This window comes from Microcoleus sp. PH2017_09_SFU_O_A (assembly GCF_020738625.1).
In the GTDB taxonomy this organism is placed as follows: Bacteria; Cyanobacteriota; Cyanobacteriia; order Cyanobacteriales; family Microcoleaceae; genus Microcoleus.
In genome coordinates this window covers 1-22,336 of record NZ_JAEQCF010000031.1, presented here as the reverse complement: position 1 = coordinate 22,336, position 22,336 = coordinate 1, and the positions used below count along the sequence as shown (strand labels likewise).

At 42.9% G+C, this 22,336-nt stretch carries 10 protein-coding genes; 7 read left to right on the top strand and 3 right to left on the bottom strand.

What is annotated here, in order from left to right; genetic code table 11:
- The first annotated feature begins 168 nt into the window (after positions 1-168).
- Entirely contained in the window at positions 169-5,673 is a 5,505-nt protein-coding gene (locus JGK16_RS13220; protein ID WP_293190866.1) for an ATP-binding sensor histidine kinase, read from the top strand.
- A gap of 161 nt (positions 5,674-5,834) precedes the next feature.
- Here the strand turns inward: JGK16_RS13220 and JGK16_RS13215 are convergent, their stop codons facing one another.
- Entirely contained in the window at positions 5,835-9,491 is a 3,657-nt protein-coding gene (locus JGK16_RS13215; RefSeq protein ID WP_293190864.1) for an AAA-like domain-containing protein, read from the bottom strand.
- Positions 9,492-9,782: 291 nt separating this feature from the next.
- Here JGK16_RS13215 and JGK16_RS13210 point away from each other — a divergent pair, with 291 nt between their 5' ends.
- Together JGK16_RS13210 and JGK16_RS13205 are read left to right on the top strand one after the other, a co-directional pair.
- The gene (locus JGK16_RS13210; protein WP_293190862.1) at positions 9,783-10,601 is read left to right on the top strand and encodes a hypothetical protein; all 819 of its coding nucleotides are present in this window, start codon (positions 9,783-9,785) and stop codon (positions 10,599-10,601) included.
- 251 nt (positions 10,602-10,852) lie between these two features.
- Positions 10,853-11,353 carry a hypothetical protein gene (locus JGK16_RS13205; RefSeq protein ID WP_293181715.1) on the top strand — a complete coding sequence of 167 codons (501 nt, stop codon included), beginning with the start codon at positions 10,853-10,855 and terminating at the stop codon, positions 11,351-11,353.
- Positions 11,354-11,403: 50 nt separating this feature from the next.
- On the opposite strand, the gene JGK16_RS13200 is transcribed toward JGK16_RS13205, so the two are convergent.
- Positions 11,404-12,759 carry an AAA-like domain-containing protein gene (locus tag JGK16_RS13200; protein ID WP_293181714.1) on the bottom strand — a complete coding sequence of 452 codons (1,356 nt, stop codon included), beginning with the start codon at positions 12,757-12,759 and terminating at the stop codon, positions 11,404-11,406.
- 283 nt (positions 12,760-13,042) lie between these two features.
- On the opposite strand from JGK16_RS13200, the gene JGK16_RS13195 reads away from it, so the two are divergent.
- Entirely contained in the window at positions 13,043-13,777 is a 735-nt protein-coding gene (locus tag JGK16_RS13195) for a calcium-binding protein (RefSeq protein ID WP_293181713.1), read from the top strand.
- Between the two features lie 197 nt (positions 13,778-13,974).
- Positions 13,975-15,780 (top strand): serine hydrolase, encoded by a 1,806-nt coding sequence (locus JGK16_RS13190; RefSeq protein ID WP_293181712.1) that lies wholly within the window; start codon positions 13,975-13,977, stop codon positions 15,778-15,780.
- A 244-nt stretch (positions 15,781-16,024) separates the two neighbouring features.
- Here the strand turns inward: JGK16_RS13190 and JGK16_RS13185 are convergent, their stop codons facing one another.
- Positions 16,025-17,806 (bottom strand): SWIM zinc finger domain-containing protein, encoded by a 1,782-nt coding sequence (locus JGK16_RS13185; RefSeq protein ID WP_293190860.1) that lies wholly within the window; start codon positions 17,804-17,806, stop codon positions 16,025-16,027.
- Positions 17,807-18,153: 347 nt separating this feature from the next.
- Here JGK16_RS13185 and uvrA point away from each other — a divergent pair, with 347 nt between their 5' ends.
- Positions 18,154-21,120: an excinuclease ABC subunit UvrA gene (gene uvrA / locus JGK16_RS13180; protein WP_293181710.1), complete on the top strand. Its 2,967-nt coding sequence runs from the start codon at positions 18,154-18,156 to the stop codon at positions 21,118-21,120.
- Between the two features lie 385 nt (positions 21,121-21,505).
- Positions 21,506-21,859, top strand: coding sequence for a hypothetical protein (locus JGK16_RS13175; protein ID WP_293181709.1), 354 nt, complete (start codon positions 21,506-21,508; stop codon positions 21,857-21,859).
- Positions 21,860-22,336 lie beyond the last annotated feature (477 nt).

Below are 22,336 nucleotides of genomic sequence, written 5' to 3'. Positions count from 1 at the left end.
AAATGTCTATTGATGAGTGCAAGCCTGACTCAGCAAGGTTTTCATCAAGCTTTTGTACGTTGCTTGTGATTTGTAGCGTCAAAAAGTGCGATCGGCATCACATAAATTTCCCCTAAATTAGCGCTAGTCTAGGCTAAATTAGATGCCATAAATTTTTAAAATAAACCTATGCAAATTTTTTCAGAATACCAAATACATTCTACTCTGCACGAAGGTGCCGAAACAATTATTTATCACGGACAGAGAGCGAGCGACGAGTCCGCAACAATTCTTAAAGTTCTCAAAGCCGAATATCCCACACTCGAAGCCATTACCCGCCTCAAACACGAATATCAAATCCGCCAAAATTTAGATAGCAAACAAATCGTCAAAGCCATCAGTCTCAAAACCTTTAACCACCGATTAGGCATAGTTTTAGAGGACTTTGGCGGCGAGTCTCTCGGACAACTACTCGAAAAAGCAAGGCTGAGTTTGCTAGCAACTTTAAACATCGCCATCCAAATCGTCAAAGCCTTAGAATACCTGCACCAAAATCAGATTATTCACAAAGACATCAAACCCAGCAACATCATTATCAACTCCCAAACAAAACAAGTTAAACTCACCGACTTCGGGATTGCGACAAAACTAAACAAAGAAAACCCACAATTTAACAATCCCAACTCCGTCGAAGGCACATTAGCTTATATGTCTCCCGAACAAACCGGGAGAATGAACCGCACCCTCGACTACCGCACCGACTTTTATTCACTCGGAATTACCTTGTATGAAATGCTGACAGGTGAACTGCCATTTCCGAGTAAAGACCCTTTAGAAATAGTTTACAGCCACATCGCAACTCAAGCAATTTCGGCCGCTCAAATCAATTCGGAAATCCCCACATCAATCTCAGGAATAGTGATGAAATTGATGTCAAAAAATGCCGAAGATAGATATCAAAGTGCAGCCGGATTATTGGCAGACTTAGAAAATTGTTTGCATCAGTTAGAAGCAACAGGAGAAATAATCGATTTTATCCCCGGACGCTTAGATATTCTCAGCCAATTGTTGATACCCCAAAAATTATACGGTAGAGAAAACCAAGTCAACGAACTATTAGCAGCCTTTGAACGTGTAGGGGCGGGTTCGCCCGAATCTTTGCCACCCAACCAAAATACAGAAAAACCCGCCCCCCCCAACGCCGAAACCCTTTCGCCCCAATCTTTACCACCCAACCAAAATACAGAAAAACCCGCCCGTTCCCAAAGCGAACTAATGCTAGTATCCGGTTATTCTGGCATCGGCAAATCAGCAGTCGTCAACGAAGTTAGCAAACCAATAACTCGCTCAAAAGGTTACTTCATCAGCGGCAAATTCGACCAATTCAAACGTAACATTCCCTACGCATCATTAATTCAAGCATTCAACTCGCTGCTGCGCCAATTGCTCACAGAAAGCACTGCTGCTATAGAAACATGGCGCACTAAAATTTTAACAGCTTTGGAAACTAACGGCAAAGTAATTTCCGATGTAATTCCGGAAGTTGAATTGATTATCGGTAAACAGCCAGAAGTAGCAGAACTCTCCCCTGTAGAATCGCAGAATCGCTTCAATCGCGTATTCAAAGAATTTATTCGCGTCTTCGCCCAAAAAGAACACCCGCTAGTTATCTTTTTAGACGATTTGCAGTGGTCAGATTCAGCTACATTAAAGTTAATGCAAACACTGATAACTGACCCCGACCAGCAATATTTGTTGCTAATCGGTGCTTATCGAGACAATGAAGTTAGTCCGACTCACCCGTTAATTCAGACAGTAGAAGAGATTGAAAAAACGGGTACGGTTGTCAACAATATTGTATTGCAACCGCTAGAGTTAGAAAATGTAACGGAATTAGTCTTTGAAACCCTTAGCAATTTCACAGAAAAAGCCAACAATTTAGCCGAATTAATCTGCAATAAAACGGGAGGAAATCCTTTTTTTTTAACGCAACTGTTACAAGCACTTTATCAAGAAAACTTTTTAAAATTCGAGTTCGATTATCTAGCAGGTAAAGGAGGCTGGGATTGGAGTATTGATGAAATTCAAGCGATTGGAATCACCGATAAAAGTGTCGTCGAACTCGTAGCTTCTCGCATTGAAAAGTTGCCCGCAGCCACGCAAGAAGTGTTAAAATTAGCAGCTTGCGTGGGCGATAAATTTGCTCTAGATGTACTGTCACTTGTCAGCGAAGAGTCAGTGAATGTTACAGCTACTGAACTTTATTCAGCTTTGCAAGCAGGGTTGATTCTGCCGTTGAGCGATGCTTATCGCATTCCTTTGGTTTTCGATCGCGCTGAATCGATCGACCTCAAATTAGATACTTCGCGGGTTAGTTACAAATTTTTGCACGATCGCGTCCAGCAAGCCGCCTATTCTCTCATTCCCGAAAATCAAAAGCAATCCACCCATTTAAAAATTGGCGAATTACTGTTACAGAATACTCCACCCGAAAAGCTAGAAGAAAACATCTTTGATATTGTCAATCAGTTGAATGTGGGAATTGACACAATTAGCCAGCCAGCAGAAAAGACGCAGTTAGCCGAATTAAATTTAACTGCGGGACGCAAAGCAAAATCAGCGAATGCTTATGAAGCTGCTGTGAGGTATTTGCGGGTGGCGATGGGATTATTGCCAGAGGAGAGTTGGGACAGTCAGTATCAATTAACGTTAGCAATTTATGAATCAACAGCGGGAGCTGAATACTTAAATACGAACTATTCAATCTCAAAAGAATTAGTTGATGTTATTCTAAGTCGGGCTAAAACTTTACTGGACAAACTCAATGTTTATGAGCTGCAAATTCAGTCTTATACTGTTCAAAATAGAGTTAGTGAAGCAGTAAATACAGGGCTGGAAGTCCTAAAATTGTTAGGGATTTATTTTCCTCAAAATCCCAAATTATTGAATATCTTGGTGGAATTGATTAATACAAAACTGAGATTGGGGTTGAAAGGAATTGAGGATTTAGCTAATTTGCCAGAAATGACAGATTCTAAAAAACAAGCAACCATGCGAATTTTATCAGGGATTCTGGGTACCGCGATGGCGGTCAAGCCCAGACTATTACCATTGTTAGTATTTATGATGGTTAAGCTGTCCATTAAATATGGAAATTCGCCTTATGCTAGTGTCGCTTACGTTTTTTATGGTGCAATTTTGTGTGGAATAGGAGACATTAGTTTAGGATACCAATTTGGTCAATTGGCAATTAGGCTTTTAGATAGATTTCCATCTGATTCTATCAAAAGTAGAGTTTATCTAATACTTACTTGTTCAATTCAACACCGTAAAGTAGATATCAAGTTAGCCTTGAGTTATATGATGGAAGGGTTTAAGGCTGCAATCGAAACTGGAGATTTACCGTATGTTGGTTATTCTGTCAATGGATATTGTACTTATAAACTGTGGATGGGAGAGCCTCTCGAACTGGTTGAAGAGGAAATAAGTAAGTATCTAAAATTAATGCAGAAACTTAAACAAGAAGGCTCTTCACAATGTATTAGTATATTGAGATATACAGCCATAATTTTGCGTGGTCAATCTGTAGAATCATGTAACTTGGTAGATAAGAAGTTTAATGAAGACCAAATTGTTACGGCTGCAATTGAAACTAAAAACTTTTTTTTAGTTTGTTTTATTTGTAATGCCAAATCTATGATTAATTTCTTCTTCGGCAATTATGCACAAGCTTCAGAAAATTCAAGGTTATTTGAGAAATATGAAGAATCAGTTTCTGGATTTTATCTAGTTTCCTTGAATAATTTTTACTACTCTCTCAGTCTCCTAGCTTTGTATTCCCAATCTGACAAAGAGGGGCAAAAGCAATATTTAAATAAACTGGTACAAAACCAAAATAAAATGAAAAAATGGGCTGTTGATGCTCCAATGAATTATCAACACAAATATGACTTGGTAGCAGCGGAGAAAGCGCGGGTATTGGGGTATGATACGCAAGCAATGGATTTGTACGATCGCGCAATTGCTGGAGCTGCCAAAAATGGTTATATTCAAGAGGAAGCATTAGCCTATGAATTAGCCGGAGAATTCTATCAATTTCTGGGAAAACAGATAATTTCTCAAGCATATCTGACTAAGGCTTATTACGGCTATATCCGCTGGGGAGCTCTAGCGAAAGTTAAACACTTGGAATCAAGACATCCTTTCTTAGTAGCACAAACGCGCGCAACAGAAACTCGACCCATCGATGTCACGCGCACTAATACTGGAAGCACTACCAGCAACAGTTTAGGCGATTTTTTAGACGTGGCTACTTTTATTAAGTCTTCGCAAGCCATTAACAGTGAAATTGTCCTGGACAACTTGCTGACAAAATTAATCACAATCATTTTAGAAAATGCGGCGGCTCAAAAAGTTGCGCTGCTGCTGCTAAAAGATAATAAACTCTACATCGAAGCTGTAGGAAATTCTACTGATACCCAGGCTACAGTTTTACGATCTATACCATTTGAAAATAGTCAAGATTTGCCTGTTTCTGCTATAAACTATGTTTTTCGCACTCAAAAGCCTCTGGTATTGGATGATGCGACTGTTACTGCACCTTTTAATGCGGATGCGTACATTCGAGAATTTGAAATTAAATCAATCCTGTGTTTGCCAGTTATTTATCAATCCCAGTTGCAAGGGATTATTTATCTGGAAAATAAGTTAGCGGCAGCAGCTTTTACCGCAGACAGGGTGGAAGTTTTAAAGGTTTTAGTTAGTCAAGTCGCTATTGCGATCGAGAATGCTCGTTTGTACGCGCGCGAGCAAGAAAAATCCCAACAGTTAGAAAAGTCTTTTGCGGAACTGCAACAAGCGCAATTGCAATTAATTCAAGGTGAAAAAATGTCTTCTTTGGGCAATTTAGTTGCTGGTGTCGCTCACGAAATTAACAATCCAGTCGGTTTTATTTCGGGGAATATTACCGAAGCTACTGCGGCTGTGGGCGATTTAATTAGCCACTTGCGACTGTATCAGGAAGAAGTTCTCGATCCTAGCTCAAAAATTGCACAGGATGCTGAGGATATTGATTTGGAGTATCTTATAGAAGATTTGCCGAAAATGTTGGGGTCGATGAAAGTTGGGTGCGATCGCATTCGCAATATTAGCACATCTCTCCGCACGTTCTCCCGTGGGGACACCCGCCAAAAAGTGTCGGCGGATATCCATGAAGGAATTGACAGCACTTTAATGATTTTACAGCATCGCTTGAAAGCTAATCCAGGCCGCCCGCTGATTCAAGTGGTTAAGGAGTATGGAAATATTCCGAAAGTTAAGTGTTATTTGGGACAGTTGAATCAGGTGTTTATGAATTTGTTGGCAAATGCGATCGACTGTTTTGACGAATTCAATCGGGGTCGCAGTTATGCTTCTGTTGAGGCTGTACCTAATACGATCGCCATTATCACCCATGTCTCGCCGGATAACAACAGCGTGGTGATTCGCATCAAAGATAACGGGGGAGGGATGTCGCCGGATGTGAGGGCGAAAATATTTGACCATTTGTTTACTACGAAGGGAGTCGGGAAGGGTACGGGTTTGGGGCTGTCTATCAGCCGCCAAATTGTGGAGGAAACCCACGGTGGTAAGCTGACTTGCGAATCTGTGTTGGGCGCAGGTACGGAATTTGCGATCGAAGTGCCGATCGACTGATTGTCGGTGCGATCGCCCTCACTCTTTTAAGATACAAGGTCAAGACAGTATCTACAAGCCCTGAATTATGTGATAATTTATGGCATTTTTTGAACAGCACAAATCTGCGATCGCCCTTTCTTCAGGATAATTGGCAATATAATCGCTCAGCCATAAATTATTTATTTACAGATTTGGCTAAATTTTATCGCCTCTTCAGGATAGGAAGCAAAGTAATCTTCCAACCACAAGCAACCTTGACTAATAGAACGATCTAAATCAAGTTCTAAGTTCCACAACTTGATAGTATTGTCAAGCCCAGCAGAAGCCAATGTTTTACCATCGAGACTAAACATAACGCTATTAACGCTACCGAGATGCCCTTCTAACGTGGAAATTTCCATACCATTTTCTATATTCCACAGCCTCACAGTACCCTCCTCACTAGATGAAGCTAAAATCTTGCCATCAGGACTGAAACTGATATTAGTTACACCCGATAAATGTCCTTTGAGAGTGAACAATAAGCTGCCATTTTCGGCATTCCATAGTTTGACGATACTGTCCGAACCAGCAGAAGCTAAAATTTTACCATTGGGACTAAAACTAATGGTATTTGCCCAACCACTATGGGCTGGAAAAGCCTGCATCAAAGTAGCTGTTTTTAAATTTAATAGCATTATATCACCGTCAGAACAAGCCACAGCTAGAGCTTTTCCATCTGGACTAAAACTTAAATCGGTGACAATACTGCGAGGTTCTTTAAAGGTTTGCAGCAACCTACCATCTGCGACATTCCAAAGTTTTACTGTACTATCAGAACTACCAGAAACAACGGTATTCCCATCTGGACTAAAGCGAACTCTCCTTACCCAAGCACGATGGCCGTTGAGAGTTTTTAGCAATCTACCATCTTGCACATTCCACAACTTTACTGTTTTGTCATCACCGCCGGAAGCTAACATATTACCATTGGGACTAAAACTAACACTTAACACCCGACCTTGATGACCGTTAAGAGTTTTGAGTAAAGTACCATTTTTGCTATTCCACAGCTTTATTTTAAAATCGTCGCTACCGGAAGCCAACGTATTACCATCGGGACTAAAACTTACAGCTTGAACATTAGTGCTATTTCCTTTAATAGTTTGCGGTTCCCTAACCTCTAAATTCCACAGCTTGATTGCACTATCAAAACTTCCAGAAACCAGAGTTTTGCCATCTGGACTAAAACCGATACTCTCAATTCTCCCGCGATGTCCTTTGAGAAGTTGCGGTTCAATTCTATTGTCGTTTATATCATCTAAATTCCACAACTTTACGGTACTATCGGAACTAATAGTAGCTAGAGTTTTGCCATCAGGACTAAAAATCGCACTCCAGACAGCCCTGCGATGAGTTGGGAGGTTTTGTAGCAAAGTTCCATCGGATACATTCCACAGTTTGACTAGGCCTTCTTGATCGGTAGAAGCTAAGGTTTTACCATCGGGACTAAAACTGACACTTCTGGTATTACTTTTATGATCTTTCAGAGTATTTATGATAGTTCCATCGCCAATATTCCACAGCCTCACGGTTGTATCGAAACTTGCAGAAGCGAGAGTTTTACCATCGGGACTAAAACTAATATGAGTAACGATATTGGTATGTCCTTTCAGAGTTTTTAATAATGTAGCGTCGGCTGTTTTCCACAAATTAATAAAACCAGCGGAACTACAGGAAGCGAGAATTTGACCATCAGGACTAAAACTAACAGTTCTTACCCAGCTATGATGAGCCTTAATAGTTTTAATTAAAGTGCTGCGCGTTACATCCCACAACTTGACCGTACCATCTTCACTGCCAGAAGCCAAAATCTTGCCATTAGGATGAAAACTCACACTCGTAACTCTACCAGTATGTCCTGTCAGGGTTGATATCAATGTCGCTGGTTTGGCATTCCACAGTTTTACCGTACCATCCTCGCTAGCAGAAGCAAAAATTTTGCTATCGGGACTGAAAGTTACGCTTCTGATAGCGCCACGATGACCGATCGCGCGATCGCGTTCTCTGACATGATATATTGCTTGTTGCAGGGTTCTCATTACCTGCATCTGTGTATCTTTGGTAGCTGATGGTTCTAATTCTTTCATCTTTTGTGCTGCTTGTAATGCTGTCAGCAGTGCTGCAAAAGGATCGGAAACTAAAGCTACTTTAGAGAATGAAGTTTGTAGCACTACTTGTTGTTCTGCTAGTTCCTGTTGGGCTTTTTTTACTTGTAATTGGATCGAGATTGCTGTGATGATAGAAACTGCCAGAACTATAGAACCGATAGCCATAATCCGGGTAGCCCTCCGCTGGGCTTGAGTTAATTTTACTTTTGCTTGTTGTTGAGCTGAAACTAAAGTATCATTCGCCTTTGCTAATATCTGACCTTCTTCTTCTTGAATGGCTAAAGCTAATTTAAATTCTCGTTTTTCCAAATCTTGAGATGTTGCTAAAAAGCGGTAATCGAGATAACTCAAATTTTTATCGATCGACCATTCCAGAGCCTCTTGCAGCGCATTTCCCCGCAGCAGCCGCGAATTATCCTCAAAATTAGCAGCAGCCCAAGCATTAAAACTTTCCGCATAAGGCCGCAGCTTGCCTAACTGTTTTTCCACCCATTCCAGATTGAAAACTTCGGCATAAATTCGGTTGTAAACTTTTAATCTTCCCTGCTGTTGCACCACTAAACCTGACAGTCGCAATTCGGTTTGTTCGGGACTGCCATCGGTAATAACCCCCCCCAGCCCCCCCTTGGTAAGGGGGGGAGCAAGAACAGAATTTAGCTCACCCATTCCTAGGGGAGATATAGCGGTATTTAGCCCCCCCTTAGCAAGGGGGGGTTGGGGGGGGTTAGCCGATTCCAAAACTTGCTGGTAAAGCCCCAATAACTGTCCGGCTTTTTGCTGATTTCTCAGAATGCGATCGCGAATTGTCTTCAAATGTTCGGGTTCATCCTGGGATTCCCAATTATCCACAATCCGCAACTGCACCACCTGTTCAACCGATCGCGAATTACCCAATGCTGATTCCTCCAACACCAACTTACACAGCTTTTGCGTCAGAAAAGGTTGTCCGCCCGTCCAATTTAATATCTCAGCAATAACGCTTTCAGAATTTACAACCCGCCCCCGCCAACCATCAATCAAAGGCTGCACTTCATCAATTTTAAAACCGCCCAAATTTATCGCCTTACCAATATTAAAAGGAGTTTGAGTTTTATCCGCAATCAAATCCGAAGGAGTCGCCACTCCCAACAGCGCAAAAGTCAACCTACTGTATAGAGGATTGTCAACTCTTTGATTGTAAAACCAGCGGATCAGAGCAAAAAACTCATCTGCCGAAAAATTCATGCTTAACACTCGATCGATCTCGTCAATGAAAATAACTATATTTTGTTCTATCTCAACTAAAACCACTTCTTCAATAAACAAACTAAACCGCTGGAGTGGCGATAACAAATCCCGGCGTTCTCGCCACCAATTGCGCCAATTAATTTTATCACCTAACTGACAGCTACTGACCAAAGAATTGATCATTCCCGCATACCATTTTTCGGGAGTTACATCTTCCTTACCAATCCCAGTTAAATCGATAAAAGCACAAACAGTACCGACCGCTTGCAGCCTTCGCATCGCCCGCACCCGCAAACTAGATTTACCCATTTGGCGCGAGTTCAAAACATAACAAAACTCACCAACTTTCAAGCATTCGTAAAAGTCCAAGTCTGCTTGGCGCGTGACGTAACACGACGCATCTGCTGGGAGACTACCGCCAATCTGATATTCATAACTAACTGGAAATTCTCTGGTCATTGCTTGTACCCAAATCTAGCTTTGATTGTACGATCGCAAACTTGACTATGTAGAGATTTAGCAAAAAACCTGACTTTTACTGATTTGCGATCGGGCTGTACCTGATTTTTTCCTATAAATTCACAACCGAAAGCTATTTGTCAGTTCCTATAACACCTGATTATATCACCATTGCGGTTCATGATTTTTAGCAACAAACTGATAACAGGAAGCAAAAGGTGCAGCAAACAAAATACAAACGCCGATTGCTTCCGCAAACTTAAACAATAGTCAAAAATAGGAACTACTCCCATGACAGCACTTAGAACGATCGCCGATGCTAACATTTCTACCGCTACATTCGGTTTAATTGAAGACTTGACCGATGTTCCCTGGACAGACCCCGATGGCGAACCTAAGCCTAACAAACCCCGTTTTATTGAAGACTTGACCGATGTTCCTCGGACAGACCCCGATGATAATTTAATGCTAGAAACACGTGAAGTAATCGCCTCTGACCGTCACTTTACTAACAGCTTGTTTGGTAGCATCGATAAAATAGGTGGCTTACCCAATGACAACATAAATGGAACACCAGGAAATGATTACCTAGTAGGAAATGATGACAATCAGGTTAGTGATGCCATCTTTGGTGGTCGCGGTGCAGATACACTCAAAGGTCTTGATGGTGACGACTTCCTGTTTGGCGGTAGTGGTAAAGATCAGCTTTATGGCGGTCGCGGTTCCGATTGGTTGGAAGGCAATAGTGGGAATGACATTCTCGTTGGTCACACCAACGATCAAGGAAAATATGATTCTTATGAAGTCGATACCTTAATTGGTGGTTCGGGAGCCGATCAATTCTCGCTAGTTATGAACGGGGGGCCAGACCCTAAACTTCCTTACTTAGATGGTCTGGGCGAGACTGCTTATGCGATTATTTGGGACTTTAAGAAAGCAGATGGAGATGCAATTTTGATGCTGGGTAAAAAGCAAGATTACGAATTTACGTCTGGCAACTACGGTTATGGAAATCAGTCAACCAAAGACACGAAAATCTTTTATCAAGGTGACATGATTGCCGTGGTTTCAGATAACATGGCTGCGGATTTAACCCTCTCCTTCGTCTAATTTTATCTGTAGGGTAACTGGTTCGCAGGTTCTGTCTGGGAACCGATATCCAGAGTCTCTGCCTCGAAGAGCGATCGGGAAAATAAGGTAGCAATGTCCAAGACACGGCAATCTTCTACAAGGGTGATTTGATTGGTGTTATGCAAGATCAAAATATTACCAAACTTAACCTAAATCAGGTGTTTATCTCCGCATCTAATACGCTCTAATACCTAATTTTATTACCCAACAACATTACTTGGAGAATCATCATGGATAAGAACATTAAAAACCAAAGCCTCTCAGTTGTACGACCTGTAACATCCATAATCCTTGCCACCTTGATGGCAGTATCTTTTTCGTCCGCAATGGCAATTTTAGGTAAGACTTCTCAAGTTTTGGCTAACCCCTTAAAATCACAACAGGTTAATCACCTTCAAATCAATGAAGTAATTACTTCCCCATCTTCGATTGTCGGTAACTGGAAAGGGAGTCTTTATTCTCAAGGTGATGATGTAGTAACTTCTGTTGAAATGGTTATCAAACAGGGAGCAAACCAGCAAGGAACATGGAAATTTATAGGAGAAAATAATACTCCTTTTGAAAGTGGTGCAGTAGTTGCCTCCGTAGGTGCTAATAATGTAAATCTGGAATTCAAGCAAACAAACAAAAAACCTAGTTGGTTTTTCAAATGCAAACTTCCAAACAATACCAAGCTTTCTTGCGAAAAGGTTGGTAATACATTGACGAAGCTCACTTTGAAAAAGATTTAGCTTAACTCGCGAGAAGCCCTACGTCTCACCGAAAGGTGAGCGTGTTTTCTTTAACCTAAAACACGGCAGAAATACTCGCGGTACAAATTGCAACGCGGCAGGACATAATTGTTTTGCCGCCGCACAATTCCCATACTGTGCAATTTGTAAATTTGCATGGAATCTAATTCAACTGGTTCGGCAGAATTCACAACTTTTTTCAAAGCTAAAGCTAATTCGGGATTGTGTTGCAGGATTTCCAAATGCTTGCGTAAATGATTGCTGTAAATTCCCGATTCTGAGGCTGCGTTTTCTAATAGCTGAGTTAAGGAAATTTTGCCACAGCTAATCTCATACATTGCCAATCTTACTAAATAAGGATGTCCGCCGATCGCACAAATCAACTCTCCCAACTGCCCTTCATCCCAATCCAAGCCGTGCAACCGCGCTAAATCGTGAATTTTCTGGCTGTCAAACTCCTGCAACTCCACGGGAACCCCCGCATTAAACGGAGATTGATTCATGTCCAAAGGAATATAAACTTCGGTAGAATGCGCCATTACCAACCGCAGTTTTTGCCAGATATCCGAAATCTTGGCTTTTTCGTGCCAACTTCGCAGCATCCCCAGAAAGTCTTCCACTACTTCAGTGTAGCCAAATAGGCGATCGACTTCATCCAATCCCAACACTAGGGGAGTTTCTATTTCTGCTAGCAAATACTCTTCAAAGTAAACTGTGCAGTTATCGTTGCTACCTAAGATATCCGTATCCCAATATTCGTTTAATTTGTTTTCTAATTTTAACTGTCGGCTGACCATCAAACACAACCAGCGCAGAAACTTATCAAGATTTGTTAATATTCCTCGGTCTGCTGCGCTCAAATCTAAATAAACTGCGTGATATTTTTCCAGTTTTGCATGAGCTAAGATGCGGTTCATTAGTGAAGTTTTGCCCATCATTTCCGGTGCTTTAATCCGAATCAGCGAACCGGGTTTGAGAACTGTTTCGTTGCAGAGTGATTCGATATTAGAACGTTTTATATAAAAAGGTGAATCTAAGGCTACTGAACCTTCGGGGAACTGCAAATTTGCCACCGCCGGCAATGTTTCTAAAGGTGGATTTGTCTGAATAGATTGACTACATTCTGCTTCATAAGCTCTTCTTAGAGCTTCTTTGAAATTTTTCTTGGTAATTTTTTCTCCCAAAGCTTCGGAAAGCTTATGCCACAATTTATTGCCGACATCTTTGTTGAGGTATTCAGCACTGTAGCCGTAAGTTGTGGCGATTTCATCGTAACTTTTGCCTTCCCAAGAACCTTGCAGGACTTTCATTTCGATGTCGCTGAGATATTTGCCGGTGTTTTGGGCAAAAATGCGATCGGCAGATTCTTTGGTTTTGTTCCAAGAGAATTCTAATTCTGATTTCATGGGCTGGACACGGGTAATTAAATATACACGTAAGTATGCAGACTATGGCAAGAGAGGAGTTGTTCCTCTATCGGGAAATCACCCTGACTTTTCCCTATTTTAACTGATTAACTTTGGTTTTTACTGTAAATCAGTGGTGCCGGCCATATTTGTGTTTATTTAAACACCTGATTTTATTCCCATTGTCGGTTCTTTGACGAGAGGAGAAACTAAATACATCAAGCCAGTTAGTTGAGTCTTTCTCATTCTTGCACTAATTGGAAAACCACAAGGAGCAACAAAAATGTCCTCACTTATCAAAGGTACTGACTACGACGACAACAACACTGTCAACGGCGACGGTCAACTCCATAAATCGTTAGTGGGAGATGATTGGACAATCGACGGTCAAGGTCAAATTCAGATTTCAAATGATATAATCTACGGCTATAAAGGCGATGATATCTTGTCAGGTCGCGGCGGAGATGACATCCTCTACGGTGGCTTCGGGGGGGATAAGCTAGATGGCGGCGCGGGTAATGATAAATTATACGGCGAAGCTGGCGAGGATTTCCTGTATGGAGGTAGTGGCAAAGATACACTGTCTGGCGGCCTTCACAACGATTATCTATTCGGAGGAAGCGGCAAAGATTATCTAATCGGCGGCGACGGTAACGATTACCTTGACGGTGCTAATTTTTCGGGTGCTGGTAACGGTATCGGCGCAGGTAGTGAATCCGATTCTCTCGCCGGCGGCGCGGGTGCGGACACATTTGTACTCGGTAATGTTAATAATGTTTACTATCTCGGCACTGGCTACGCTACGATTACGGATTTTACGTTAGGTACTGATAAAATCCAAATTAAAGGCAATCTAGCAGACGGCTATTCGCTGAAAGCTGGCGATTGGAGCAATAACAAGGTTCAAGATACTGGTATCTTCTACAAGGACAATTTGATTGGTGTTGTTTTAGAGACAAACTTAACTAATGTTAACCCGAATCAAGTATTCTTGTCCGCGCCTCCAATCCCTCAATAGTCTTAAGCTTGGGTGCATCTGGTTTTTGAAGCCTGAAGAAGCATGACCGCATATAAGTTATTAGTTATGATCTGATATTTACTGCGGTCATGCTTCGCCCCTACCAGACACATTTGCCACTCTGAAATGCACGCTTAAGCTTCGCTACCTCAGGGCGAAAATTGAGGATTTCTCACTATTTTAAAATAGGAGTTTTTATGATGAAAATTGCGGACGATCGACCGAAATACCACCGACTTTTCTACACAACTTTGATATTAATTTCAGCTATCCTTTTAGGAGGATTGGGAAAGGTTTTCGAGTCCAACAACAACATAGCTTTGGCCCAAGAAAGCATCCCCGTTAGCGGTAGCGGCGACGCACAACTCCAGCCAATTGTACAATCGCTGACAGAATTTATGCGCCACCGCTGCGTCGGTGCCGCCGTACTCGGTGTTTCTGTTAAAGGTAAGCCCGTGGGTGTTTGGGGTTTGGGGCGCATGAAAGACCGATCGACCAATAACTCAAATCCGGCTTGCGGTGACGATATGCAGACCCCTCTAAGTGCGATCGTACCCGCAGATACCCCCATGCGGATCGGCAGTATCAGCAAGCCTGTTACCTTTGCCATGGTGCGCTGGGCGCTAAAACAGACGGCGCGCGATCGGGCAAATTTAGAACTGACTGACGACCAAATTGAAGGGATGAAATTGTTCGACCCCCAACATTATCCGCCGCTAATTCCCGGTTTGAACAAGCAATATCCAATAGCCATTATCCCGGAAAAATTGCACGCGGCATTTTCGGGAAAAGTCAAATTTCCAGTTGCTATTAAAGACAGTAATTGTGGCAATCTTAACTCAGGATTTGCAGACAAACAGTGGCAAAACGTCACCCTCGGAAATTTATTATCCCATCGCTCGGGACTTCAGCGGAGCGCGCCCAGATACGGTGAAGATATGACGGCAAATTTGCCAGTGCTGCGAAATCTGAAAACCCCAGCAGATTTTAAATCCCAAGAACAGCTACTTGTCAATGAATGGGGGAACAAATCTGTCATTTCTGCTAAAAATCAACTCGGCATCTCTGCTAATGCAGGCTATTTTTTGCCTAGTCCTAATTTAGAAGAAACTATGATGGTTTTGGCTGGGCGATGCCTTCAGTATCCTCTCGGTCAATATCATTATTCCAATACCAGTCCGGCATTTCCTACGATTATTTTGCAGCAGTTGGTAGCTTCCGGCAGATTTGCTGCTAAAACGGGTAAACTAGAAACTCATCAAGGCTCTGCTTTGGAGGTTTTCTTCAAAACCGAGTTGGGAATTCCTACTACGGCTACCAAGGGAATTTTCATGAGCCAAGGAGTAGAAAATTTTGGCGATCGCGAGCCGGAAAAACGCCACTGGAACGGCAAAGATTACTACGGTAAGGGATGGGATTTGAAGCGACCGCACTGTATTTGGAATGGTAATTTTTGCGACTTTTCTAGCTGGATAAATCCGCAGCCAGGGAAGATTAACTGGTCTTGGAATTTAAGCCAGGTTCCTTTTTCCCGAAGAAGTACAGATTTGAGTCCAGGAACTGGTTCGCTTGCTGCGGAAGCTGGAGTTTTTCTCAAATTCATGTCACAATATTGGGTGGGCGGTTATGAAAACAATCCGCGCATTGGGGAAAGGCGAAATAATGTTTGGAATCGATATACTGCTCATAACGGAGCGCTCGATGGTACTGAGGCTTGGGCAATTCAGTTAGGGGGAAGTAACAATCCGAAAGAGTGGAAATTGCCGCCTGTGGACGATAAAGGTCGCATCCTTGATGATTTTGCTAATTTGCAGATGTATGCGGGTTTGTTGCCGGATGGAGTTGATATTTTTGTGGCTGTGAATCAGAGGGCTGATAAGAAGTGTGTTGAGGCTAAAGGTTACAATTGCGGGGATGCTTACGGGCTTTTGAATAATTTTATTTTGTACGGTGCTTCACGGGTAAATTGGAATATGGTTGCACCGACTGCTGTTGTCAAATAATATTGATAAGTCAACGGCAGATGCGAGGCAGATAAACACAGATAAACGCAGATTGTTCGTAGGGTGCCTCTCCCTTCTTTAATCCCATAATTCAATCAATTATCTAGCAAGCGATGCACCTCATACATGGGAATTGTGTCAGGTGCATCGCTATCAAATTGTCGGTCTTGATGCAAAGATTGTTGGTGGCGACGCACCCTACAAATACTGTCAACTGTGAACTGAATGAAGGTAAAGTTAAGACTCAGTTTAAATATGAGTTTTTGAACAAGCCCATGAATTTCCGCTTCCTACTGTGTACTTCCATGAGTTGAGCGCGATAAGCAGACCATTCAACATTTCGCCCAGTTTGTATATAGGCAGCACGGGCTTTTTCTAGCCACTCGATCGCACTATCGTACTCGGCTGATTTCATTTGATTTAGAATCGATTCAGCGCGGCGACTAGCATTGACGATTACCCAATCGGGGCGATGGGGAATTGCCGCCATCATCACTCGATGAACCAGTTGTGAACCGTAGGATGTGTCAACAAGGGCGATCGCTTCTTCAATCAGTTTCTCATGCAGAAAAATATCAACCTTCGCTTCGGTAGAATTGTAGCTTTGAGTGGCTCTTAAAATTGCCAATAAATCTGCTTTCAAAGTTGACAAATTATCTCCGGATAACTCCTGCAATGAAAGATAATCATTCAAGGAAGGTTGAATCTCAAAAACTTTCATTTTAGCCTTAAACGCAGCTTCTTTTTCTCCCAATTCATCGGCTAATTCACTCATACAAACTGCCAGTTTATAGGTAGAATTTCCGGGTAAATTTAACCCAAGTTGACAAACTTTTAGAGCTTCTTCTGAGTTGCCGTCTTCTTGTAAGGTTTGAACTAGAGCAAAAGCTTCTTCCACTGATGTCATGTCGGTTGCGGCAGCTTTCACAGCTTCTTCTATTCTCCCCAAACGAGCTAACATTGTCAGATATTGTTGAATGCAGCCTTCTGCTTTGGCTAAGTATAAGTATTCTTTGTCGCGATTCTGCCGATCGAGAATTTGCAATCTAGTCAAGGTTAAGTCATGAGCATAATCTGGTGCGTCAACATCCCAAATTCCTTGTCCAGTAAGGTTTCCTTCTAGTATCTGCTGGAGTGGCGGGTAGTCCCAACCTTGCCGTAAAGCTTCCAAGCTCATACTGAAATCACAATCCCATTCATCTTTCCAACCTTCTAACATCACCTCGAAATCTATTTCTTCTTCAGCAGTTAGCTCAGCCGTCAAAATGGCTTCTGTCCAAGCTTCATCCAAAGCATTAGTGATTTCATAACTTTCACAACCATATTCTGCTACGTCATCCCAATCATCAACACAACCTGAGGTAATGGCTTCTAAAATTACTAAAGCATTTTTGCCGTCTCCATGTTCGCTGAATTCCTGGGCTTGCTGAATCAGTTCTAAAATTTCTTCTGTAATCGGGTCTTCTTCATCATAAGCATATTCATCCTCCCAATGATTCTGAGCTTGTCGGAAAATTTCTCGCACTTGTCGCCGAAAAGGAGCAGGATCGATCGCACTTCGCCGATGTGTTGTCGCCAGTTGGTTTGTCGGCCCAGACACAGCGTTTGAGTTGACGTATAGTTCGATCGCACTTATCAGCGAGGGTTCGTTGTCCACTAAATGCTCTACTAACTCATAGATTTGGGCGTCATTGAGGCGAGAGAGCAACTCTTCCAGCGTTTCGCCCCGTTCAATTTTTTCTGGTTCTCGCAGGCACAAAAACAGCGTAGCGATAATGTGTTTGCACCATCCATCGCCATCGTAAGGACAAGTGCAGAATACTCCAGATGTTAATCCGGCATGAGTAAAGGGCAAGGTAACATCGTAAGGTTCAACTTGAGAACCGTATACTTTTGCTTGCACCATATTGCCGCGGAGAACTGCGCTAGCAACATTGCCACCGAGATAGTAATCTTCGGCTCGGTTGAGCGATCGCTCAGAACTGTTATTCTTGATAATCGTTTCACTAAGTTTGGGAATTGGCATCACACCAGACCTCAGCAATTAAAGGATTAGACTCGATTTTACTTCAGAAATGCACTTGGTCTACGATATGCAGTCTGCTCTACAAACAGCAGCGGGCATTAAAACTGAACCCTCAAGTGTCAACTGTTAACTGTCAATTTTTTAAGATTCTTTAATATGAATTTCAAAGCAGGGGAAGTAAACATTATCCAGTCTACTGTGCAAACAGCAGCGGAAAATAAAACTGAACCCTCAACCCTCAACTCTCAACTGTCAACTGTTTAAAATTATTCGATATTCTTGAGTTTGGATGCCAGCTAGTCCAAAGGCAGCGCTAAGATGGTTAAGCACTGTTTTGCACTACTCTCATGTCCCAACGCGCCAAAACCTCACACAGCCAGCCAAGTGCATCCGACAACGGGCATCATGTGATGACTTCTAACTCCAACAGCCAAAATACGATTCGGATTCGCGGTGCGAGACAGCACAACCTTAAGAATATCGATCTGGAACTGCCGCGCGATCGACTGATAGTTTTTACCGGTGTCTCCGGTTCCGGTAAGTCTTCCCTGGCTTTCGATACAATTTTTGCCGAGGGACAGCGCCGCTACGTGGAGTCTCTCAGCGCCTACGCCCGCCAGTTTTTGGGACAGTTGGATAAGCCGGATGTCGATGCGATAGAGGGGTTGAGCCCTGCTATTTCGATCGACCAAAAGTCAACTTCGCACAACCCGCGATCGACTGTCGGCACTGTTACAGAAATTTACGATTATCTTAGATTGCTCTACGGCAGAGCTGGCGAACCGCACTGTCCGATTTGCGATCGCTGCATTGCGCCGCAGACAATTGATGAAATGTGCGATCGAGTTATGGCACTTCCAGACGGTACTCGCTTTCACCTTCTGGCCCCAGTTGTGCGCGGAAAAAAAGGCACTCACCGCAAATTATTGTCGAGTTTAGCTTCCGAAGGATTTATTCGCGTCAAAGTTAACGGAGAAATTTTAGAACTTTCGGAAAATATCGAATTAGATAAAAATCATATCCACAATATCGAGATAGTTGTCGATCGGTTAGTTAAAAAACCGGGTTTAGAAGAGCGTTTAGTGGATTCTCTGGCAACTTGTTTGCGACATTCTGAGGGAATTGCGATCGTAGAAGAGTTACCGCCTGACGAAAATTCTGAACCAGCCAATGGGCCGATCGTATTTTCGGAGAACTTTGCTTGTCCCGAACACGGCGCGGTGATGGAAGAACTTTCGCCCCGGTTGTTTTCGTTTAATTCGCCCTACGGCGCTTGTCCCAACTGTCACGGTTTGGGGAGTTTGCGGACTTTTGCACCGGAGTTAGTCATTCCTGATGAGAAAGCACCTCTTTATTGTGCGATCGCCCCTTGGTCAGACAAAGACAACTCCTATTATCTCTCTTTGCTGTGCAGCGTTGCCGATAGTTGCGGGTTTGATATCGACACTCCTTGGTTCCGCTTGAGGCCCGAACACCAGCGAGTGATTTTGTACGGTAATGAGTCAAAACAAACCGCAGAAAGCAAGAAGCGAGACAGCAACGCCAGCGATTTGAGGAGAGATTTTAAGGGCGTAATTTCCATGTTGCAGCGCCAGTACGACGATACAGGTTCTGATTTGATCAAACAGAAGCTGGAACAGTATCGAGTCGATCGCTCTTGCGATTGTTGTCACGGCAAACGCTTGAAACCAGAGGCGCTGTCTGTACGGTTAGGAAACTATGGAATTGTGGATTTGACGGGGATTTCGATTCGCGAATGTCGGGAACGAGTCAATAATTTGGGATTGAGCGATCGGCAATTTCAAATATCCGATTTAGCCCTCAGAGAAATCAAAGCAAGATTGCAATTTTTGCTCGATGTCGGATTAGATTACCTGACATTAGACCGTGCAGCCATGACACTTTCCGGCGGAGAAGCCCAGCGAATTCGCCTCGCAACTCAAATCGGTTCCGGTTTGACCGGCGTCCTCTACGTTTTAGATGAACCCAGCATCGGACTGCACCAAAGAGACAACTTTCGCCTGCTGCAAACCTTAACAAAATTGCGCGATTTAGGCAATACTTTGATTGTCGTAGAACACGATGAAGAAACCATGCGCGCCGCCGATCACATTGTCGATATCGGCCCCGGCGCAGGCGTTCACGGCGGCAAAATCATCTCGCAAGGAAGTTTAGAAAACTTGCTAGCGGCCGAAGAATCTTTGACTGGTGCTTATCTGTCGGGAAAACGAGTAATTGAAACTCCCAATGAAAGGAGAAAAGGCAACGGCAAAGCTCTCTCGCTCAAAAATGCGAGTCGCAACAATTTAAAAAACGTCGATGTGGAAATTCCCCTGGGAAAACTTGTCTGCGTGACAGGTGTTTCCGGTTCTGGAAAATCAACTTTAATCAATGAATTGCTCTATCCGTCACTGCAACACTATCTGACCAAAAAAGTTCCTTTACCACCCGATATGGACGCCCTAAAAACCAAGGGCGAACGCTCTCTAGATGATGTGGTTGATAAGGTCATTGTCATCGATCAATCTCCCATCGGCCGCACTCCGCGTTCCAATCCCGCTACCTACACGGGAGTCTTTGATGTGATTCGGGATTTGTTTTCCGAAAGCATTGAAGCGAAGGCAAGAGGTTACAAAGCCGGGCAGTTTTCTTTTAACGTGAAAGGGGGAAGGTGCGAAGCTTGTGGCGGCCAAGGCGTGAACGTGATTTCGATGAATTTTCTGCCGGATGTTTACGTACAGTGCGAGGTTTGTAAAGGTGCGCGGTACAACCGGGAAACGCTGCAAGTGAAGTATAAAGGCAAGTCAATTTCTGATGTTTTGAACATGACTGTGGAGGAAGCTTCGGAAATGTTTAAAAATATTCCGAGGGCGGGCGCCAGACTGGAAACGTTAGTGGATGTTGGCTTGGGTTACATTCAGTTGGGACAGCCTGCACCGACGCTTTCTGGCGGGGAAGCGCAGCGGGTGAAGTTGGCTACGGAACTGTCGCGTCGCGCTACTGGGAAGACGCTTTATTTGATTGATGAACCCACGACTGGCTTGTCGTTTTATGACGTTCACCACTTACTCAATGTGCTGCAAAGATTGGTGGATAAGGGTAATTCAATTTTGGTCATCGAACACAATTTGGACGTGATTCGGTGCTGCGATTGGGCGATCGATTTGGGGCCAGAAGGGGGAGATAAGGGAGGGGAAATTATTGTGGCGGGGACGCCGGAGGATGTGGCGGCAAATCCTCGTTCTTATACTGGGAAGTATTTGAAAGCTGTTTTAGAGCAGCATCCTTTAGGGAGTGCTGTAGCTGTTAGCTAATACTCGGTCAGGATAGATATTGTAGGGTGCGTCAGCGATTAGCCTAATTTTCAGGTGGAGAGGCAGAAGTGGCTGACGCACCCTACTGCTACCCACTCAGGAACGATTTTGCGTCATTTGAGGTGCATCGTTGAGCGATTTACCCCGGATTATTGAGCGGATACACTTCTGGCTATGTTAAGAAGTGCGGAATGTAGGTCATAAATCTTTATATTTTAGAGCCTTACAATAAAATAATATTAAAAGGAATACTATAAAGCAGAGAGCGATCGCTCAAATCACAAAGGAAGAACCTATATTTGATCTGGCAATCGCAATTTTCGATATAGTTCATCAATCAATAAATTGAAATATCCACCATTAAATCATCTTTAAGGAGTCGTAAATGACTACAACTTTTTCGCGTCTAGAACTTCAGAAAATTGCCGAGGATCACAGATTGTTTTTATGGTCTATCCTCGCCTTGATAGTTATTAACCTATTTCATGTTTCTTTACAAAATCAAGCTATAAATCTACAACCTATACGTTTACTCGCACATTTTGCAGCAACAGGATTTCGGATATTTGCGCTATACAAGCTGGTAAGATCCCTCAAGCTTTCTGCATGGATAATTTGGCTTATTGTTGGTTCACTTGTGCCAATTCTGAGTCTACTGGTACACGATAAAGCAATGAAAGCAATGAAATCTGCTGGCATAAAAGTCGGATTCATGGGAGTCGATCCAAGCTCTATCTAATATGCTGTTGTAGTCTAACAATTGTGGTGTACCGTACTGGCGAGAAATTCTGATACATTACGAGGTAGTTTGCAGCAGATTAAGCAAACAGTTATCTCGTTTCGTTTCTGAGTTATGACAGTACAAAGCATTGAAAAAACCTTTCAACTCATCCTACAAAAAACCATTCCGACAACAGCACAATAAACTGAGAGCAACCCCCTTTAAACCCAGTTAACCCAGGGTGGATTAATTGTCAGAGGGGGAATAGACTTCTTGCAAAAATAGTTAGGAAGTTGCTGGGAGCAACGTCCCACAAAAATCTTTTTTATTGTGGGACGTTTCTCCCAGCAGCGTCCCACAATTTGATTAAAAGGGCTTTTGCAAAAGGTCTATTGTCTAGGGCGTCGGTTCAGTATTAAAGGTTGACACAAGCGACATAGTATGTATGTTGATGTAGACCTTGGCAGGGCTCTCGCATGAGGACAAAAAAATGGT